16 protein-coding genes are annotated in these 19,291 nt (G+C 74.6%); 7 read left to right on the top strand and 9 right to left on the bottom strand.

From position 1 onward, the window contains the following. Positions 1 to 12: 12 nt before the first annotated feature. Positions 13 to 2,730, top strand: a complete 2,718-nt coding sequence (locus VFG42_RS26735; protein WP_324911912.1) for a helix-turn-helix transcriptional regulator — start codon at positions 13 to 15, stop codon at positions 2,728 to 2,730. On the opposite strand, the gene VFG42_RS26730 is transcribed toward VFG42_RS26735, so the two are convergent. The 7 genes from VFG42_RS26730 to VFG42_RS26700 form a co-directional block, all read right to left on the bottom strand. Continuing rightward, the gene (locus VFG42_RS26730) at positions 2,701 to 4,365 is read right to left on the bottom strand and encodes a putative bifunctional diguanylate cyclase/phosphodiesterase (protein WP_324911911.1); all 1,665 of its coding nucleotides are present in this window, start codon (positions 4,363 to 4,365) and stop codon (positions 2,701 to 2,703) included. The two genes, VFG42_RS26735 and VFG42_RS26730, sit on opposite strands and share 30 nt — an antisense overlap. A gap of 442 nt (positions 4,366 to 4,807) precedes the next feature. Beyond that, a complete protein-coding gene (locus tag VFG42_RS26725; RefSeq protein ID WP_324911910.1) occupies positions 4,808 to 5,155 on the bottom strand; it encodes a hypothetical protein in 348 nt (115 codons plus the stop codon). 8 nt (positions 5,156 to 5,163) lie between these two features. Beyond that, positions 5,164 to 5,997 carry a ketopantoate reductase family protein gene (locus VFG42_RS26720; protein WP_324911909.1) on the bottom strand — a complete coding sequence of 278 codons (834 nt, stop codon included), beginning with the start codon at positions 5,995 to 5,997 and terminating at the stop codon, positions 5,164 to 5,166. Beyond that, positions 5,994 to 6,599 (bottom strand): TIGR00730 family Rossman fold protein, encoded by a 606-nt coding sequence (locus tag VFG42_RS26715; protein ID WP_324911908.1) that lies wholly within the window; start codon positions 6,597 to 6,599, stop codon positions 5,994 to 5,996. Before VFG42_RS26715 ends, VFG42_RS26720 begins: the two co-directional genes overlap by 4 nt. Next, positions 6,599 to 8,155, bottom strand: a complete 1,557-nt coding sequence (locus tag VFG42_RS26710; RefSeq protein WP_324911907.1) for an FAD-binding oxidoreductase — start codon at positions 8,153 to 8,155, stop codon at positions 6,599 to 6,601. Before VFG42_RS26710 ends, VFG42_RS26715 begins: the two co-directional genes overlap by 1 nt. After that, positions 8,152 to 9,387 carry an acetyl-CoA acetyltransferase gene (locus VFG42_RS26705; RefSeq protein WP_324911906.1) on the bottom strand — a complete coding sequence of 412 codons (1,236 nt, stop codon included), beginning with the start codon at positions 9,385 to 9,387 and terminating at the stop codon, positions 8,152 to 8,154. Before VFG42_RS26705 ends, VFG42_RS26710 begins: the two co-directional genes overlap by 4 nt. Beyond that, positions 9,384 to 9,638 (bottom strand): OB-fold domain-containing protein, encoded by a 255-nt coding sequence (locus tag VFG42_RS26700; RefSeq protein WP_324911905.1) that lies wholly within the window; start codon positions 9,636 to 9,638, stop codon positions 9,384 to 9,386. Before VFG42_RS26700 ends, VFG42_RS26705 begins: the two co-directional genes overlap by 4 nt. Before the next feature lie 112 nt (positions 9,639 to 9,750). Here VFG42_RS26700 and VFG42_RS26695 point away from each other — a divergent pair, with 112 nt between their 5' ends. From VFG42_RS26695 to VFG42_RS26680, 4 genes are all read left to right on the top strand, one after another. Further along, positions 9,751 to 10,407, top strand: a complete 657-nt coding sequence (locus VFG42_RS26695) for an NUDIX hydrolase (protein ID WP_324911904.1) — start codon at positions 9,751 to 9,753, stop codon at positions 10,405 to 10,407. Beyond that, entirely contained in the window at positions 10,404 to 10,730 is a 327-nt protein-coding gene (locus VFG42_RS26690; RefSeq protein ID WP_324911903.1) for a hypothetical protein, read from the top strand. The genes VFG42_RS26695 and VFG42_RS26690 overlap by 4 nt, the downstream gene beginning before the upstream one ends. 16 nt (positions 10,731 to 10,746) lie before the next feature. Then, entirely contained in the window at positions 10,747 to 15,015 is a 4,269-nt protein-coding gene (locus tag VFG42_RS26685; protein ID WP_324911902.1) for a multifunctional oxoglutarate decarboxylase/oxoglutarate dehydrogenase thiamine pyrophosphate-binding subunit/dihydrolipoyllysine-residue succinyltransferase subunit, read from the top strand. A 71-nt stretch (positions 15,016 to 15,086) separates the two neighbouring features. Further along, positions 15,087 to 16,271, top strand: a complete 1,185-nt coding sequence (locus VFG42_RS26680; RefSeq protein ID WP_414642488.1) for a winged helix DNA-binding domain-containing protein — start codon at positions 15,087 to 15,089, stop codon at positions 16,269 to 16,271. On the opposite strand, the gene VFG42_RS26675 is transcribed toward VFG42_RS26680, so the two are convergent. Then, positions 16,268 to 17,641, bottom strand: coding sequence for a hypothetical protein (locus VFG42_RS26675; protein ID WP_324911900.1), 1,374 nt, complete (start codon positions 17,639 to 17,641; stop codon positions 16,268 to 16,270). The genes VFG42_RS26680 and VFG42_RS26675 overlap by 4 nt on opposite strands. A gap of 123 nt (positions 17,642 to 17,764) precedes the next feature. Here VFG42_RS26675 and VFG42_RS26670 point away from each other — a divergent pair, with 123 nt between their 5' ends. Next, positions 17,765 to 18,106: a DUF952 domain-containing protein gene (locus tag VFG42_RS26670; protein ID WP_324911899.1), complete on the top strand. Its 342-nt coding sequence runs from the start codon at positions 17,765 to 17,767 to the stop codon at positions 18,104 to 18,106. Positions 18,107 to 18,114: 8 nt separating this feature from the next. Here VFG42_RS26670 and VFG42_RS26665 read toward each other — a convergent pair whose 3' ends face one another. Further along, the gene (locus VFG42_RS26665; protein ID WP_324911898.1) at positions 18,115 to 19,008 is read right to left on the bottom strand and encodes a DUF1028 domain-containing protein; all 894 of its coding nucleotides are present in this window, start codon (positions 19,006 to 19,008) and stop codon (positions 18,115 to 18,117) included. Here VFG42_RS26665 and VFG42_RS26660 point away from each other — a divergent pair. Then, positions 18,992 to 19,291 carry an MGMT family protein gene (locus VFG42_RS26660; protein WP_324911897.1) on the top strand — a complete coding sequence of 100 codons (300 nt, stop codon included), beginning with the start codon at positions 18,992 to 18,994 and terminating at the stop codon, positions 19,289 to 19,291. The two genes, VFG42_RS26665 and VFG42_RS26660, sit on opposite strands and share 17 nt — an antisense overlap.

Below are 19,291 nucleotides of genomic sequence, written 5' to 3'. Positions count from 1 at the left end.
GGCTTCCGGCCCGTGAACCTCATCGGCCGCAGGGCGGAGCTGGCCCGCTTGGCGCTGCTGGCGGACGCCGTGCGCGCGGGGCGCGGCGGCGCGCTGCTGGTCGAGGGCGGCCCGGGCGTCGGCAAGAGCGCGCTGGTGGAGGCCGTCGACTGGCCGGGCGTCCTCGTCCTGCGCGCGACCGGCGTCGAGACCGAGATCGACCTGCCGTTCGCGGGGATCGCGGAGCTGCTGGACCCGATCCTCGACCGCGTGGACGCGCTGCCCGACGTGCAGGCCACCGCGCTGCGCGGCGCGCTGGCGCTGGCCGCGCCGCCGCCCGCCGGCGAGGACCGCGGCCTGGTCCTGCACGCGGTCGCGGGCCTGTTGCGCGCGGTGGCGAGCGAGCGGCCGCTGGCCGTCCACGTCGACGACGTGCAGTGGCTCGACCCGTCGTCGCGCGAGGTCGTCGCGTTCGCCGCGCGCCGCGCGCCGCGGCTGGGGACCGGGTTCGTCGTCGTGCGCTCACTGCGCGGGCTGCCCACCGACCACGACCCGTGGCCGGGCGTCGAGCGCGTCGCGCTGGCCGAGCTGGGCCGCGCCGACGCGCTCGCGCTGGCCCGGACGCTGGGCGTCGGCGACGGCGTCGCCGAGCGGCTGGTCGACACGCTCGGGGGCAACCCCTTGGCCTTGACCTCGGCGCCGCCGTCGCTCAGCGAGCCGCAGCGCGCGGGCGCCGCCGCGCTGCCCGATCCGCTGCCGGTCGCCGAGCGCCTGCAGCGCGCGTTCGGCCGGCGGCTCGACGGGCTCGACGCGTCCGCCCGCCACGCGCTGCTGCTGCTCGCGGCGTCCTCCGACGGGGACGCCGCCCCGCTGGCGGCGGCGCTGCGCGACGACGGCCTCGCCGCCGCCGAGGGGGCCGGCCTGGTCGTGCGCGACGCCCGCCACGTCCGCTTCCACCATCCGCTCGTGCGCACCGCGGTCGTCCAGGAGGCCGGGCCGGCCGCGCTGCGGGCCGCGCACCGCGCGCTGGCCGAGGTGACCGACGGGCCCGCGCGCGCCTGGCACCGGGCGGCCGCCGCCGAGGCGCCCGACGAGACGCTGGCCGCCGCGCTGGAGGCGCTGGGCCACCAGGCGCGCGAGCGCGGCGCGGTCGCCACCGCGGCCACGGTCTTCGAGCGCGCCGCCGCGCTCAGCCCCGAGCCGCGGGCGGTCGTCGCCCGCACGGTGACCGCCGCGGCGATGGCCAACCTCGCCGGCCGTCCCGCCCACGCGCAGACGCTGCTCGACGCGCTGCTGCCCGCGCTCGACGACCCGCTGGCCCGCGCCGACGTCCAGCTCCTGCGCGGGATGGCGATGCAGCAGACCGGCCGGCCGCTGGCCGCCCTGGCGCTGCTGGAGCGCGAGGCCGAGGCCGTCCGCGAGCGCGACCCCTTCCGCGCGGCGGGCCTGCTGACCCAGGCGTCGATCACGTTGATGGCCTACGGCACCGTCGACCGGATCGAGGCCCTGGCCGCGCGGGCGATGGCGCTGGCGGGCGAGGGCGCCGACCTCGTCCCCGCCGTCCTGCACGCCGAGGCGCTGGTCAGCCAGGGCGAGCACGCGCGGGCGCGGGCGCAGCTGGACGCCCGCCAGGACGCGCTGGACGCCGTCGACCCGACCGGTCCCGGCCACGAGATCCTCTCGGTCGCCGCGCTCTGCCGGCTGTGGATGGAGGACTACGAAGACGCCGAGCGCTTGTTGGTGTGGTTGGTCGACAGCGCCCGCGCGCGCGGCGCCGCCGCCCCGCTGGCCTTCCCGCTGGCGGTGCTGGCGACCGTGCTGCTGCGCCGCGGCTCGTTCGCTGCGGCGATGGCGCTGGCCCAGGAGAGCCAGGCGCAGGGCGAGGAGGCCGTCGGCGGCTTCGTGCACTCGCTGGCGGTCACCGCGGTCGCGTTCGTCGCCGCTCACCAAGGCGATGCGCGACGCTGCCTGGAGGCCTGCGAGCAGGCGCGCGCGATCGCCGAGCGGCTGGAGCTGACCTCGACGCTGGCCTGCGTCGAGCAGGCGCGCGGGTTCCTGGCGCTCGGCGAGGGGGACGCCGAACGCGCGATCGGCCACCTCGAGCGCGCCCGCGCGCTGACCGCGCGCTTCGGCAACCGCGACCCGTCGTTCCTGTACACCGACGCCGACCTCGTGGAGGCCTACTCGCGCGCGGGCCGGATCGACGAGGCGCGCGCGCTGACCGCCGTGCTCGCCGACGGCGCCGCGCGCACCGGTGGGGCCTGGGCCGCGGCGGCGACCGCGCGCTGCCGGGCGCTCACCGGTCCCGACGACGACCTCGACGCGCAGTTGGCGGACGCGTTGGCCGCCCACGCGCGCGTGCCGCTGCGCTTCGAGGAGGCCCGGACGCGGCTGTGCCTCGGCGAGCGCCTGCGCCGCGCGCGCCGCCGCGCCGACGCGCGCCCGCTGCTGGCGGCCGCGCACGAGACGTTCGTGGCGCTCGGCGCGCCGCACTGGGCGCGCCGTGCCGCGCAGGAGCTGGCGGCGGCGGGCGGGCGACGCACCGACCAGGACAGCGACGGCGACGCCGACCTCACCCCGCGCGAGCGCGAGGTCTGCCGCCTGGTGGCCGGCGGCGCCACCAACGCCGAGGTCGCGGCGTCGCTGTTCCTCTCCGCGCGCACGGTGGAGCACCACCTGCGCATGGCCTACAGGAAGCTCGGCGTGCGCTCGCGCAGCGAGCTAGCCAACCGCTTCAACGACGCCGTCTAGGTCCGGCAGCACGACCTCGGCGGCCGGCGCCGGGCGCCCGTACAGGTAGCCCTGCACGACCGGGCAGCCCATCTCGCGCAGCAGCTCGTCCTGGTCGGTCGTCTCGACGCCCTCGGCGATGACCGTCAGCCCCATGCGGTCGGCCAGCGTCAGGACGGCCTCGACGACCGCGCGGTCCTGGGTGCAGGACACGAGGTCGGCGACGAACGAGCGGTCGACCTTGACGACGTCGACCGGCAGGGCCTTCAGGTGGGTCAGCGACGAGTAGCCGAGGCCGAAGTCGTCCAACGCGACGCGGATGCCGAGGCGGCGCAGCGCGAGCAGCGCGTCGCGGGCGACGTCGGGCCGGCGCAGGACGGCGGTCTCGGTGACCTCCAGGCAGATCGCCGACGCGGGCACGCCGGTCTCGCGCAGCGCGCGCTCGACGACCGCGACGAAGTCGACCTGGGAGAGCTGGCGGGCGGAGACGTTGACCGACACCCACAGGTCGCGGCCCTGGGCGCGCCAGGCGGCGAGCTGGCGGCAGGACTCCTCCAGCACCCACGCGCCGATCGGGACGATCAGGCCGTCGTCCTCGGCGATCCGCAGGAACGCGCCCGGCGCGAGCTCGCCGCGGTCGGGGTGGTTCCAGCGCAGCAGCGCCTCGCAGCCCATCACGGTGCCGTCGGCCATCGAGACCAGCGGCTGGAAGACGACGCGCAGCTCGCCGCGCTGCAGGGCGCCGCGCAGCTGGGCGGCCAGCTCCAGGCGGTGCTTGACCTCCTCGGCCAGCGCGGCGTCGAAGACCTCGGCGTGGCCGCGGCCGAGGGACTTCGCGCGGCGCAGCGCGACGTCGGCGTCGCGGATCAGGTCCTCGGCGTCGACGCCCGGCCGGCGGGCGACCGCGACGCCGACCGAGCCGGTCACGGAGACCAGGCCGTTGCGCGTCGGGATCGGGCGCGAGAACGCGCCGTGGACGCGCTCGATCACGGCCTCGACGCCGTGGGCGCCGCCGTCGGCCAGGCCCTCGGCGACGACGAGGAAGCGGTCGCCGCCGAAGCGCCCGACGGTGTCGGCCGCGCGCAGGCGCTCGGTCAGGCGGTCGGCGATCGCGCGCAGGACGATGTCGCCGCCGGTGTGGCCGTGGGTGTCGTTGATCGTGGTGAGGTCGTCGACGTCGACCAGGAGCGCGACGGCGGCACCGGCGCTGCGGCCCAGGCGGGCGATCGCGGCGTCCAGGCGGTCGGTGGCCAGCGCGCGGTTGGCGACGCCGGTCAGCGCGTCGTGGAGCGTGTGGCGCTCCAGCTCCTTGCGCGTGGTGATGTCCTTGGCGGCGGCGTGCCACTCGGTGCCGTCCCAGCGCGCCGACCACAGCAGCCAGCGCCAGACGCCGTCGCGCGTGCGCAGGCGGTTCTCGTAGCGCGTCGTGCACGGGTTGGGCCCGGTCGCGCGGGCGATCTCCTGGCAGGTGCGCTCGACGTCCTCGGGATGGACGAAGTTCAGGTACGGCTCGGCCGTCAGCTCGTCGCGAGACCAGCCGAGAACGGCCTCCCACTCCGGGTTCAGGCAGGTGAAGTAGCCGCGTCTATCCGCGATGGCAAGCAGGTCGGGGGAGCGGTCGAAGTACCGCTCCACGTCCCCCTTGGACGTCCCCATGGCCCGGTGGTCGGCCCGATGAGCTGAGAACTTGAGCGTTCCCGCGTCGGCTCAGCGTTCGGCGCGGTGCCGGGACGCAGGAGGGTGCGAGGCCGGCGGTGTCGGGACGTCGTCCAGACAGGCTTTCGGCCCTTGTTTGGTCCCCGGGGCGAGGTTCGGGGCCGAAGCGTCGGATGCGGGTCGATTTCACCGGAATATTTGGGGAGAAATCGACCCGGATCCATCCTCTCGGAGATCCGGGTCGGTCTATGACGAAATAGTCGTCATAGACCGACCCGGACCTATCCGTTCGGCCCCGCACCCTCCTGCGTCCCGGCACCGCGCCCCACGGACGACCCCAGGCGCCGGCATCACCACTCACCTTCCCCTCGATGACTCGGCCCCCAACGCGGAGCCGAACCACCAACGCCCGGGCGCGCAAGCGCCCCAAGCGCCGGCGCCCTCAGCCGAAGCGGCGCGGCTCGTCGTCGCCGTAGCCGCCGCCGGGCGAGATCGTGATCCCGCGCTCGGCCGCGACCGCCTCGACGACGTCGGCCTCCTCGGCCTCGCGCTCGAGGTCCTCGTCGTGCTGGCCGTCGCAGAGCACGCGGAAGTTGCCGGTCACGCCGTTGTCGGCGTGGATCGTGATGCCCGGGAGGATCTCCTCGCCCTCGTCGAAGCCGAGGCGATCCAGGTCGAAGTGCGCCAGGCCGATCCCGTACGCGTTGTGCGTGGGGTTCTCGCGATCGTGCGCGTTGATCGCGATCTGGAAGGCCTGGAGGTTCTTGGCGATCTTCGACGTGTCCGACATGCGCTGCGTCAGAGGGTACCGATGCGCGCGACCAGCGTCGCGGTGCGATCCGCGCGCAGACCGTGGCGCTCGGCCGCCCGCAGGACCGCGCCGCCGATGGCGTCCAGCTCGTGGTCGGAGGCACCGGCGGCGACGTCCGCGCGCAGCGACGACGACGCGCCGTCGGGCAGGCCGCGCAGCTCCTCCACGATCGCGTCGGCGTCCACGTCGGCGCCCTCGGCGCGAGCGACCAGCGCGACCTCGCGCGCGACCGCCTCGGCGTCGGCGCGCACCGCGCCCAGCGGCGCGTCGGCGGCCGTGGTCGCCAGCGCGAGCGCGGCCAGCCGCGTCAGCTTGCCCCACAGCACGGTCGCCTCGTCGTCGGCGACGACGACCTCGAACGGCGCGCCGTCCAGCGCGGCGACCGGCGCGGCGATCGTGACCGTCAAAAACGGCGCGCGGTGGATCACCGTCGTGCGCCCCTCGCGGTGGGCCTGCACGCGGACGGTCCCGGCCACGACGTGGGCGAAGCGCTCCCGCAGCACGGCCATGTGGTCGACCCCGTTGAGCAGCGGCACGACGACCTCGGGCTCGCCGGCGATCCGCTCCAGCGCGCGCTCCAGGCGCGGGGCCTTGGTCGCCACGAGCAGGACGCCGGGCGGCGCCTCCAGCGCGGGCACCGCGTGCACGCGCTCGGTGTGCTCGCCGAACGCGGGCGAGACGACGCGGACGCCGTCGTGCGCGATCGCCCCCACCGACACCTCGGTGGTGACCAGCGCGATCGGCGTCCCCGCGCGCGTCAGCTCGGCGCCGATCAGCGCGCCGACCGCGCCGGAGCCGAGGATCGCGACACCGCCGCTCACGTCTGCTCCTCCTCGGTCATCCAGCGCGAGACCTTGGGCGCCTCCCAGGCCTCCATCGCGTCGAGCAAGGCGATGGGGTCGCGGTCGTGGAGGATGAACTGGCGGTGGTCGACGCTGACGAAGCGCTGCTCGGTCATGTGGTCCAGCAGCGCGACCAGCGGCTCCCAGAAGCCGTCGACGTCGAGCAGCCCGATCGGCTTGCGGTGCAGCCCGAGCTGCGACCACGACAACATCTCGACGACCTCCTCCAGCGTGCCGATGCCGCCGGGCAGGACGAGGAACGCGTCGGCCAGCTCGGCCATCAGCATCTTGCGCTCGTGCATCGTCTCGACCACGCGCAGGTCGGTCACGCCGTGGTGGCCGATCTCGCGGTTGTCCAGGAACCGCGGGATGACGCCGGTCACCCGGCCGCCGCCCCGCAACGCCGCGTCGGCGAGCACGCCCATCAGGCCCAGCGAGCCGCCGCCGTAGACGACGTCGGAGCCGCGCCGCACCAGCTCGGCGATCGCCGCGCCCGACACGTCCGCGTAGGCCGGGCGCGCGCCGCCGGACGATCCGGCGTAGACGCAGACCCGCGCGAACCGACTCCCGCCCTCCCCCATCAAGCGTCGACCAGCACGCCAGGGTTCAGCACGCCCGCCGGGTCGACGGCGGACTTGGCGGCGCGCAGCGCGGCGGCGAACAGGTCCGGGCGCTGGACGTCGTACCAGTCGCGGTGGTCGCGGCCGACCGCGTGGTGGTGGGTGATCGTCCCGCCGGCGGCGAGGATGGCGTCGGAGGCTGCGCGCTTCATCTCCTCCCACTGTGCCACTTCGTCGCCGCGCCGGGCCGGCGCCAGGACCGTGAAGTACGGCGCCGGTCCATCGGGGTACACGTGCGTCAGGCGGCAGGTGACGCGGCACGGCTCGCCGAGCGCCGCGCGCGTCGCGCCCACGACCGCCGCGTGGAACGCCGGCCAGCGGTCCCAGGTGATCGCGGTCTCGAACGTGTCGCTGAGCACGCCGAGCTGCAGGAGCGCGTCGCGCAGGTAGGGCATCGCCAGGAACGCCTCGCGCCAGGCGCCGACGGCGCCGGACCGACCGGCCTCGTCGTGCTCGCCGCCGTGGGCGCGGGCGATGGCCAGCGCGCGGTCGAGCATCGACGACACGTCGTGGTCGGTCGACTCGAAGCCGAGCACGAGCACCGCGTGCGTGCCGTCGCCGGCGCCGGTCTGCTGGGCCTCCAGCGCGTCGACCAGCCGGCAGTTGGCGGGGTTGAGCCCGGACTGCGCGATCTCCCGGACGGCGTCACTGCCCTTCATGAAGTCCTTGAACCGCACGGCCCGGGCGGCACGATGCGACGGCTTGGGCTGCACCCGCACCCACGCCTCGGTGATCACGCCGAGGATCCCCTCGGACCCGAGCAGCATCCGGTCCGGCGACGGCCCCGCGCCGCTGCCCGGCAGCCGCCGCGACGCCCACGCGCCCGACGGCGTGATCGCGCGGACCGACTCCACCAGGTCGTCGACGTGCGTCCAGACCGTCGCGAAGTGGCCGCCCGCGCGGGTGGCGATCCAGCCGCCGAGCGTCGACAGCTCGAACGACTGCGGGAAGAACCGCATCGTCATGCCATGGCCGGCCAGCCGCGCCTCCAGCGCCGGCCCGGCGACGCCGGCCTGGATCCGCGCCGCGCGCGAGACCGGATCGACCTCGACCACGCGGTCCATCCGCGACAGGTCGAGCGAGATCACGCCGAGCCGGTCGCGCGGGACCCGCGGCTCGACGCCGCCGACCACGCTCGTCCCGCCGCCGAACGGGATGACCGCGACGTCCTCGCGCGCCGCCCACGCCAGCGTGGCCTCGACGTCCCGCTCGCTCGCCGCGAAGACCACCGCGTCCGGGGGATGGTCGACGCGTCCGCGAAACGCGCGCACCGTGTCGGGGAACGAGCGGCCGTAGGCGTGCTCGACGCGATCGCGCGGGTCGGTCGACCACCCCTCGATCCCGTCGGGCCGCGGGAACCGCGGCGCGGGCAGCGAGATCGACGACAACTCGGCCGGCGCCTCGACCTCGCCGCTCAACGTGAACCCGAGCACGTCGCGCACCAGCGGCGCCAACGACGCGGCGTCGAGCTTCGCGTCCTCGAACCCCCAGCCCCACCACGCGCGCCGGCGGCTCATCGTGCCGCCCTCGTGCTCGAACGGCGCCTCCGTCCCATCACCGCGCCCGCGGGCTCGCGCAGGCGCGCCACCTTGACCCGCGGTCGCTCGCTCGCCGCGTCCTCGCTGCCGAGCAGGACCGTCGCCTGCGTCGACAGCACGCCGCCGTTGCCGTGTGCCAAGACCACGTCCTTGCCCTCCTCGCGCACCTCGCGCACCGCCTCGACCAGGAGCGGCAGGCCGTTCATGCCCGGATGGCCGTACGACAGCCCACCGCCGCTCGTGTTGACCCGCAGCCGACCGCCGGGCGCGATCCCGCCGTCCGCCACGAACGCGCCGCCCTCGCCCTTGCCGCAGAACCCCAAGTCCTCCAAGAACAGGATCGGCGTGATCGTGAACGCGTCGTAGAGCTGGGCGCTCTCGACGTCGGCCGGTCGCAGCCCCGCCTCGGCGAACGCCCGCGCCCCGCTCTCCACCGCCGCCGTGGTCGTCAGCGACGGCATCGACGACACGTGCCGGTGCGTCTGCGCCTCCGCCGCGCCGAGCACGAAGACCGGCGGTCGGCGCAGCACGCGGGCGCGGTCGGCGGAGACGACCACGATCGCCGCGCCGCCGTCGGTCACCAGGCAGCAGTCGCGCACGCCGAACGGGTCGCAGACGCGCGGCGCGGCCAGCACGTCGTCGATCGTCAGGTCGTCGGTGTGCCACGCCGGCGCGCCCCTCCGCGCCGCCCACCGCCGCGCGCTCACCGCCACCCACGCGAGCTGCTCGGGCGTCGTGCCGAGCTCGTGCATGTGCCGCGACGCCGCCAGCGCGTAGGCCGTGACCGGCAGCACCGGCGCGTAGGGCGCCTCCCACGGGTCGACCTCCTGCACCGACGCCCGCGAGCGGCCGACCGATCGTTGGGTCGACCCGTAGGCGATCAGCGCGACCTCGCACCGCCCCGCGGCGATCGCCGCGCGGGCGTGGTTGACGTGCGCCATCGGCGACGCGCCGCCGAGCATCGTGGAGTCCTGCCAGCGCGGCCGGATCCCCAGCTCCTCGCTGAGCGTCACCGACGCCCACGGCAGCTGCGTGGCCGCCGCGAAGACGCCGTCGACGTCGCGGACGTCGAGCCCCGCGTCGGCGAGCGCGGCCAGCGCCGCCTCGGCCATCACGTCGGCGGCGCCCAGCCCGGGCAGCGCCGTGCCCCACTGCGCCTCGGCGGCGCCGGCGATCGCGACCTGGGCGGTCGGCGTGGGCGGGACCGTCACGCGTCCACGACCTCGAAGACCGGCACCGGCGCGTGGTCGCCCTCGCGCCAGGTCACCGCCACGCGCGCGCCGATGGCGACCTCTCCACCGCCCACCACCGTCGACATCATCCGGAAGCCCTCGTCGAGGTCGACGAGCACGATGTTGTAGGCCTCGCGGTCGCGCGGATGGACGGCCGTGACCGCGTAGAGCGTCCCGCGGCCGGCGCTGACGCGCCATTGCACGTCATCGCCCACGCGGGGTCGGAACACCGGAGAACCCTGCGCATCCACCTGATACGCCAGCTCCCGGCGGCGGCAGTGCTCGGCATAGACGTCCGCGGGCGAGCGCTCCAAAGCGCCGCCAGCGTACCCTTCACGCTGCATGACGCAAGCGCAGGCACCCGCGCTGCTCGCTCGCGGCCCCTGGGACGCCGAGCAGGTCCGCGCGGTCTGGCTGGACGAGACCTTCATCGCCGAGGACGCGAAGGTCGACGCCGCCGACGCCGCGATCGCCGCCCTGCGCGACCGCGGCTCGCCGTCGCACGACGGCACCGCCGCCCGCCTGGCCAACTACACGACCACCGACGACGGCGGCCTCTGCATGGAGCTCCAGCGCACGCGCTGGGCGCTGCGGCTGGTCGACGGCGACGCCTCGGCGTCGATGTCGGCGCTCTGCGTCATCCGGGACTCCGAGGGGCGCTGGCTCGCCGGCCGGCGCGCCGCCTGGCTCGCGTCGTGGGCGGGCCGCTGGGCGCTGGGCGCCGGCGGCGCGGTCGACGAGGGCGAGTCCCCCTTCACCACGCTCACGCGCGAGCTCGGCGAGGAGTGGTCGGTCACCGCCGAGCGCGTCCGCGGCGAGGCCCTCGTCCGCCTGCCGCACAACGCCATCATGTTCATCGGGCAGGCGTGGCTGCCCGCCGGGGCCGAGGTCACGCCCGACCACGAGCACGACGCCCACGCGTGGTGGCCCTCCGACGTCGACGACTGGCCCGACGAGGCCGACGAGCCGCTGCGCCTCATGGCGCGCCTCCTGCAGTGACCGCCGCCAACCGCCTCACGCCCTCCTTCACGACGCTCAAGCGGCTGTCGTTCGCCCACTCGACGGTTTACGCGATTTTGCTCACCGTCTGGATCGTGCCGGGGCTCCATACCTTGGAGTTCATCTTCGGACTGGCCCACGGGGTCGGATGGATCCTCATGTGCCTGCTCTGCGTCGAAGCTTTGCGTGCACGCGTGATCCAACTGCAACTTGCGGTGGCCGTAGCCGTAATAGGTGCTGTGGGGCCGTTCGTCGGGAGCTACGAGTTCGTGCGCGAAACGCGGCGTCGCAACCTAACCGTCGCTAACAAGAATCAGCGCTAGAGTCAAGAAAAGAGACATGGCCGTCGAAGCCGCAGTGATCGAGGTCACCCTGCCCGCCATGGGCGAGTCGGTGACGGAAGGCACCATCCTGGAGTGGCACAAGCAGGAAGGTGACACCATCGAGGCCGACGACATCCTCGTCGAGGTCTCGACCGACAAGGTCGACGCGGAGGTGCCCTCGCCCGCGAGCGGGACCATCGTGAAGATCCACTTCGCCGAGGGTGACACCGTGCAGGTGGGCTCCGTCCTCGCGGAGATCGCGCCGTCGGGCGGTGGATCGGACAACGGCGCGTCCTCCAACGGGGGTGGTGCGTCCGCGACCGCCGAGGCGCCGGCCGCCGAGGCCGGCACCGGCGAGATCGTCGACATCACGACGCCCGCGGGCGGCGAGTCGGTGACCGAGGGCACCATCTTGGAGTGGGCGGTCAAGGTCGGCGACAGCGTCGGCGACGGCGACACGGTCGTCGAGATCTCCACCGACAAGGTCGACATGGAGCTGCCCGCCCCCGCCGCGGGCACGATCACCGAGATCCTCGCCGAGGAGGGCGCGACGGTCACCGTCGGCCAGGTGATCGCGCGCATGCAGGTCGGCGCGGGTGCCGCGAAGCCCGCCGCCTCCGACGCGCCGAGCGGCAACGGCGCCGCGGCCGCGACGAGCGCGCCGAGCGCGACCGCCGTCGACACCTCCGCCAACGCGACCCCGGTCGCCGCGCGCGTCGCCGCCGCCGAGGGCATCAACGTGGCCGACGTCCCCGGCACCGGCCCACGCGGCAAGGTCACCAAGGACGACGTCCTGAGCTTCGATCCGGCGACCCTGACCGGCAAGCGCACGGTCATCAAGGGCGCCGCCGCGATGCTCGCCCGCTACATGGACGAGTCGCGCGAGATCCCGACCGCGACGTCGTTCCGCACGATCACCGTCACGACGATGGACGCGCGGCGCAAGCAGCTCAAGGACGCCGGCCAGAAGGTGTCCTTCACGCATCTCATCGCGTACGCCATCTCGCTGGCCTCCCAGCAGGACATGCCGGTCATGTCCCATCACTTCGACACGATCGACGGCAAGCCGACGCGCATCGACGACGAGGCCGTCAACCTCGGCATCGCCGTGGACGTCGAGAAGAAGGACGGCTCGCGCACGCTGATGGTGCCGGTCATCCGCGACGCCGGCCGCCTCTCGTTCAAGGACTTCAAGGCCGCGTTCGACGCGCTGATCGCCAAGGCGCGCGACAACAAGCTCAGCGCCGACGACCTCGTCGGGGCCAACATCCAGCTCACGAACCCGGGCGGCATCGGCACGATCGCCTCGGTCCCGCGCCTGATGAAGGGCAACGGCACGATCGTCGCCACGGGCTCGATCGCCTACCCGGTCGGCCTCGGGAACATCGGCGACATGATCGGCGCCGAGAAGGTCATGACCATGACCTCGACCTACGACCACCGCATCATCCAGGGGGCGGAGTCGGGCCGGTTCCTCCAGGTCGTCGAGGCCTACCTGCAGGGCGAGAACGGGTTCTACGACGGCGTCTTCGCGTCGCTGGGCGCCGCCCTCGGCCCGGCGCCCACGCCGCCCGCGCCCGCCGCCGCGGCGGCCGCCGCGCGCGAGTCGCGCACGGTCGAGCGCCGCGCCAACCACATCGACGAGGAGCTGCTGCAGGCCGTCCAGGCGGCGACGTCGCTGCTGAAGGCCCACCGCACGCACGGCCACCTCGCGGCCAAGCTCGACCCGCTGGGCACCGAGCCCGAGGGCGACCCGGCGCTGGACCCGGACACGGTCGGCCTGACGCCCGAGCTGATGGCCAAGATCCCGGCGCGGATCCTGCGGATGCACGTGCCGGGCGCGACGCTGGCCGACGCGCTGCCGCACCTCAAGGAGACCTACTGCGGCACGATCGCCTACGAGATCGAGCACATCGCCTCCCACCGCCAGCGCACCTGGCTGCGGGAGAAGATCGAGGGCGGCGAGTTCCGCAAGGCGTTGACCAACGAGGAGCAGAAGGCGCTGCTGACGCGCCTGATCGAGGTCGACGCGTTCGAGCGCTTCATGCACAAGGCCTACCTCGGCCAGAAGCAGTTCTCGATCGAGGGCCTCGACATGACGGTGCCGATCATCGACGAGGCGATCCAGCTCGCGGCCGCGCACGGCGCGCGCGAGGTCGTCGTCGGCATGGCGCACCGCGGGCGGCTCAACGTCCTGGCCCACAACCTCGGCCGTCCCTACGAGACGATCTTCGCCGAGTTCGAGGGCGCCTCCACGCTGGAGGCCGTCACGACGATCCCGCAGGGCGGCACCGGCGACGTCAAGTACCACCACGGCGCGCAGGGCTCCTACCAGCTGCCCAACGGCGAGTCGGTGCTGGTCAACCTGGAGTCCAACCCGTCGCACCTGGAGTTCGTGCACCCGGTCGTGCTCGGCGCCACGCGCGCCGCGCAGACCACGCGCCAGGGCCCGCACGCCCACCGCGACACCGACGCGGCGATGCCGATCGTCCTGCACGGCGACGCGGCCTTCCCGGGCCAGGGCGTCGTGGCGGAGGGCCTCAACCTCCAGGCGATCGACGGCTACAAGGTCGGCGGCGCGATGCACCTCGTCCAGAACAACCAGGTCGGCTTCACCACCGACCCGGAGGACGCGCGCTCCACGCGCTGGGCGTCGGACGTGGCCAAGGGCTACGACGTCCCGATCATCCACGTCAACGCCGACGACGTGCAGGCGTGCATCAGCGCCGTGCGCCTGGCCTTCGCCTACCGCGAGGAGTTCGGCCACGACGTCGTCATCGACCTGATCGGCTACCGCCGCTTCGGCCACAACGAGGCCGACGAGCCCGCCTACACGCAGCCCGAGATGTACGCCAAGATCAAGGGCCACAAGCGGGCGGCGGAGCTGTGGGCCGAGAAGCTCGTCGGCGACACCGTCATCACGCAGGCCGAGGTCGAGGCCCAGCGCCAGGAGATCTGGGATCGCCTGTCCGCGCTGCACGCCGACCTCAAGAGCAAGATCAAGGCGGCCGAGGCCGCCGGCGGCGTCACGCAGCAGACCGGCGAGTACCAGCTGGACCGCTCGCCGTCGCCCGACGTGCCGACCGCGGTGGCCGCGGATCGCCTGCGCCAGCTCAACGAGGAGCTGCTGACGACGCCCGACGGCTTCACCGTCCACCCCAAGCTCGTCAAGCAGCTCGAGCGCCGCCGCGTGGCGCTGGGCGCCGACGGCGGCATCGACTGGGCGCACGCCGAGCAGTTGGCCTACGCCTCGCTGCTGACCGAGGGCACGCCCGTCCGCCTCACCGGCCAGGACGTCGAGCGCGGCACGTTCTCGCAGCGCCACCTCGTCCTGCACGACGCCAAGACCGGCCAGACCGTCTGCCCGATCCAGTCGCTGCCGGGCGCGCTGGCGCCGTTCGAGCTGCACAACTCCCCGCTGAGCGAGATCGCCTGCCTGGGCTTCGAGTACGGGTACTCGGCCGAGGCGCCGGAGTCGCTGGTGCTCTGGGAGGCGCAGTTCGGCGACTTCGCCAACGGCGCCCAGGTCATCATCGACCAGTTCATCGTCTCGGGCCTGGCCAAGTGGGGCCAGACCTCCCGGCTGACGCTGCTGCTGCCGCACGGCTACGAGGGCTCGGGCCCGGAGCACTCCTCCGCCCGCATCGAGCGCTTCCTGCAGCTGGCGGCCGAGGGCAGCATCCGCGTCGCGAACCTCACGACGCCGGCGCAGTACTTCCACCTGCTGCGGCGCCAGGCGCGGATCACCAAGCAGCGCCCGCTGGTGATCTTCACGCCGAAGTCGCTGCTGCGCCTGCCGCAGGCCACCAACCGGATCGAGCACCTCGCCGAGTCGAAGTTCTTCCCAGTCCTGGGCGAGCCGCGCGTGCCGATCGAGAAGGTCACGCGCCTGGTGCTCTGCACCGGCAAGATCTACTACGACCTGGTCAGCCACCCCAACCGCGCCGGCAACGAGGGCGTGGCCGTGGGCCGGATCGAGCTGCTGTACCCGTTCCCGGAGGGGCAGGTGCTGGAGCTGATCAACACGTACCCCAACTTGAAGGAAGTCGTCTGGGTGCAGGAGGAGCCGCGCAACATGGGCGCCCGCGCCCACATGTCGCCGCGCCTGCTGCAGGTGCTGCCCGACCACCTCGCGTTCGGGTACATCGGCCGCCCGGAGCGCGCCAGCCCGGGCGAGGGCTACCCGGCCGCGCACACCGCCGAGCAGACCCGGATCCTGCGCACCGCACTCGACCTGTCGACGCCGGTGAGCATGTACCCCATCAAGACCCCGGGCGAGCGCTGAACGCTCGCCCAGGGGGCGAGGTTCAGTCGCGCGAACTCGCCAGAGGCTCCTTCGCGCGCCTCGCGTAGAGCATGAACGCCTTGAAGTTCTCCGCCGTCGAGCGGCGCGCCCGGCTCGGGGCGCGTCATCGGCTGGCGGGCGATGCGCGCGCCGGGTCGGTCGAGGAGATCGCGGCCTCCGTGGTCGCGATCCACTCGACGGACCCGGCGTCGGTGGTGATCGCGTCGTGGGCGCGGCTGGCCGACCGGGCGTGCGGGCCGGAGGAGGTCGAGCGCGCGCTGTACGACGAGCGCACGCTGATCCGGATGCTCGCGATGCGGCGGACGATGTTCGTCGTCGACCGCGCGACCGCGCCGGTGATCCACGCGGCCGCGTCGCTGGGCGTCGCGGCGCGCGAGCGGGCCAAGCTGCTCAAGGGGCTGGATCGCTCGCCGGCGTGGCTGCGCGAGACCGAGGCGATCGCGCTGGAGGCGCTGTCCGGCGCCGAGCTGACCGCGACCGAGCTGGCCGCGGCGGACGAGCGCCTGGCCGAGAGCGTCCGGACCGGCTCGGGCAAGTGGTCGCAGGAGGTCAAGCTGGCCTCACGGTTGTTGTTGGTGTTGGCCGCCGAGGGTCGGGCGATCCGCGCGCGACCGCGCGGGAGCTGGTCGTCGACGCAGTTCCGCTGGACGGCGCTGGAGTCCTGGCTGGGCGCGCCGCTGGAGGAGCTGGACCCCCACGCCGCCGAGCGCGCGCTGGCCCGCGCCTGGCTGCGCGCCTACGGGCCCGCGCGCGAGGACGACCTGCGCTGGTGGGCGGGCTGGACCAAGACGCAGACGCGGCGCGCGCTGGCGGGCGACGACGTGGTCGCGTGCCTGCTGGAGGACGACGCGCCCGGCGTCGTGGCGGCCGACGACGTCGAGCCGATCGCCGACGGCGCCGCGCCGTGGATCGCCTTCCTCCCCGCGCTCGACGCGACCCCGATGGGCTGGAAGCACCGCGACTGGTACCTCGGCGACCACGCCGAGCGCGTCTTCGACGTCAACGGCAACGTCGCGCCGACCGTCTGGTCCGACGGCCGCATCGTCGGCGCCTGGACCCGCGACGGCGGCGGCGCGGACATCACCTACACCTTGTTCGAGGACCTCGGCGCCGAGGCCGTCGACCTGCTCGACGCCGAGGCCGCCGCGCTGACGCCGCGCCTGGGCGACGCGACGCTCGCGCCGCGGGCGCGCGGGTACGCGCCCGCCGAGCGCGCGCTGCTGGATCGCGCCTAGCGCCGCGCCATCTTCAGCGTCGTCGTGCGCGCCGCGCCGCCGGCGCCCGGCTTCAGCGTCACGCGGACCGTGAGCTTGCCCGCGCGCGGCAGCGACCGCTTGGCCTTGAGCGTCAGCGTCACGCTGCCGGCCTTGACCGACCGCGCCGGCGCGATGGCCAGCGTGCGGCCGCCGCGGGTCGCGGTGGCCGAGAGGCGACCGGCCGCCGGGACGGCGACCCTCAAGACGATGGCCTTGGCCCCGACCTTCATCGCCCGCGCGCTGAGCGACGCTCCCTTGGCGTCCGACGGCGCGGTGCCGCCCTTGACGCCCGTGGACGTCGGCGCCGCGCCCGAGGTCGGCGTCGTCGGCCCGGCGGGCGCCGCCGGATCCGCGACCGGCACCGGTCGCGTCGCGGGCTCGGGCAGGTCGGCGGGGCCCCAGTCGGGCGACGAGCCGCCGGGGGCGACCGACACCACCTTGACCTGGGAGGCGTCCGGGCAGCCGCTCCGCATCCCCGGCAGGTCGGCCACGTACAGGCCCGAGTCGTCGGCCATCGCGAGGCGGTTGCCGTCCGGCGACCACGACGGCGACGTCCACGCGCCGGCGCGCTGGGGCGCGTTGAGGCACGGCTGGGGCGGCGCGTCCTTCCGCGGCGGCCCGTCGACGTGGTAGACGCGCAGCGCGTCGCCGGAGGCGTTGGCGACGAACGCGGCGCCCGTGCCCTGGCGGTTCAGCTCGCCGTCGAACAGGTTCCGCGTGCCGTCGCTGAAGTCCGAGAACCACTCCGTCGCCTCGTGCTGGTCGTCCCCGAGCACGTCGATGCCGACGTGCGACAGGTAGGCCGAGGACGGCCCGCTCAGCAGCGTCCGCGAGTCGTCGATCCACGAGGGGTCCATCCACCCGTAGTTGGGCATGTACCGCGGGTCGTGGAAGTCGCCGGGGCCGGTCGCGGGCGAATACCCGGTCGCGGCGTACAGGTGGCCCTCCCAGCAGCCGCCAGGCAGCCCGCAGCTCGGGTCCCCGTGCGTGTACTGGAGGTACAGGCCGTAGGCGACGCGGGTGCCGTCGGGCGAGATCGCCGGGTCGAACGGGCCGTCGACCGTCACGGTCCCGGCCGTGCCCGCGGCGATCGGCGAGAAGTCGGCCTGGACGCGGCCCCACCGGTCCATCAGGTGGAAGCGCCGGCCGTGCAGCGCGAGGATGCGGCCGTCGTCGGCCTGCGAGGCCGAGGAGTAGCCGCCGGTCGTGGTCACCCGGTGGTCCCGCGCGCCGTCCGGGGTCGTCAGGTGGACGTCGCCGTCCTTGATGTAGGAGATCGAGTCGGCGGCGGCGATGGGGACGACGGCCGCGCAGGCCGCGGCGGCCAGGGCGAGGGGGAGCGAGCGCATGGCCGGCATGCTGCGGGCCGCCCTGGGCCCGCGCAATCGGGAGAACCCCTGGTCCGCGCCGGTTGGCCGGTTGCCCGCACCGCCCCGCGCGGTGAACCGACGTGCGCGGTACCGTCCGCGGCGATGCCCCGCGACGACGAGACGATCCTGCACATCACCACCGCCGAGGCGTGGGCCAAGGCGCGGGAGGTCGGCGAGCTGACGGCGCCGTCGCTGCGGGAGGAGGGGTTCATCCACTGCTCGACGTTCGCGCAGGTCGAGTCGACCGCCGACCGGGTCTTCGCGGGCAGCGGCGAGCTGCTGGCGCTCGAGGTCGCGGTCGCCCGGCTCGCGGCGACGCTGAAGTGGGAGCAGGCCACCGACGTCGGCGACGAGTTCCCGCACATCTACGGCCCGCTCAACGTCACCGCGGTGACGGGCACGCGGATCCTGAGCGAGACGGCCGAGGGGTATCGCCTCAGCTGAGGGCGGCGCTACTGGTCCAGCGCCGCCAGCGCCCGCGCGGCGGCCGGCGCGACGTCGGGCTCCAGGCGCGCCATCAGCTCGCGCCACCCGGGCTGCATCGCGATCGCCGTTCGCAGCTGCTGCAGCCCCGTCGCGCGGTCGCCGTGGTCGAACTCGGCCAGCCCGGCCCAGAACAGCAGCTCGTGGTTGCCGGGCGCCAGCGCCGCGGCGGCGCGGTAGGCCTCGCCGGCCTCGGCGTGGCGGCCCGCGCCGGTGAGGTCGTCGCCGCGCGTGGCCAAGGTGTAGGCGTCGTGCAGCGTCAGCAGGCGCCCCAGCTCGTCCAGCGGCTCGTCGTGGTCCTCGACGCGCAGGTCGACCGTGCGCTCCCACGGCTCGCCGGACGCCGGGACGACCACCACCGCGGCCGACTGCCTGCCGCGCGCGTCGCCGCCGGCGCCCTCGGCCGCCCGCAGCGCGCCGAGCAGCCGCCGGGCCAGCGGGCCGGTCGCGCGCGCGAACGCCTCGGCCATCGCGGGCCACACGTCCTCCGAGGCCATCATGTTGGCCTGGGCGCTGAAGTCGTCGCCGCTCGCGTGGCCGGCGAACGCGATGCAGCCGTCGCCGGTCCACACCGCCGGCGGCCCGTCGGTGCCGATCGCCGCGACCTGGCGGAAGCGCGCCGCGTCGTCGCCGTCCAGCAGCGCGCGCAGCGCGTCGGCCGGCGCGGTCCCGCCCGCCAGCGCGTCCAGCAGCCGCGACCCGTAGGCGGGCTCGGCGATCGACTGCGTGCAGACCGCGCCGACGCCGGGCCGCGCCCAGGTCACGATCGAGCCGACCGAGAACCAGTGGGACTCCACCGCGGCCCCCAGCTCGCCGGTCTGCTCGTCGCGTGCGACGATCGAGTACGTGCCACGCCGGACCATCGACCAAGCATCGCATCACCGTGCGATCCTCGACGCCATCGCCGCGATCCCCGAGGGCTTCGTCCGGACCTACGGCGACCTCTCCCCCGGCGCGCCGCGGCTGACCGGGACCGTGCTGCGGATCCACGAGACCGCCGAGGTCCCGTGGTGGCGCGTCGTGCGCGCCGACGGCTCGCTGGCCAAGGGCGATCGCCAGCGGCAGCTGCTGTGGGACGAGGGCGTGCCGTTCACGCGCAACGGGAAGGTCGACCTGCGCGTCGCACGCATCCCGCACGACGTGTGA

Origin of the sequence: Baekduia sp., assembly GCF_035685985.1 — a bacterium.
Lineage (GTDB): Bacteria > Actinomycetota > Thermoleophilia > Solirubrobacterales > Solirubrobacteraceae > Baekduia.
The sequence above is the reverse complement of the archived record's forward strand: the minus strand, read 5'-3'. Positions and strand labels throughout refer to the sequence as shown.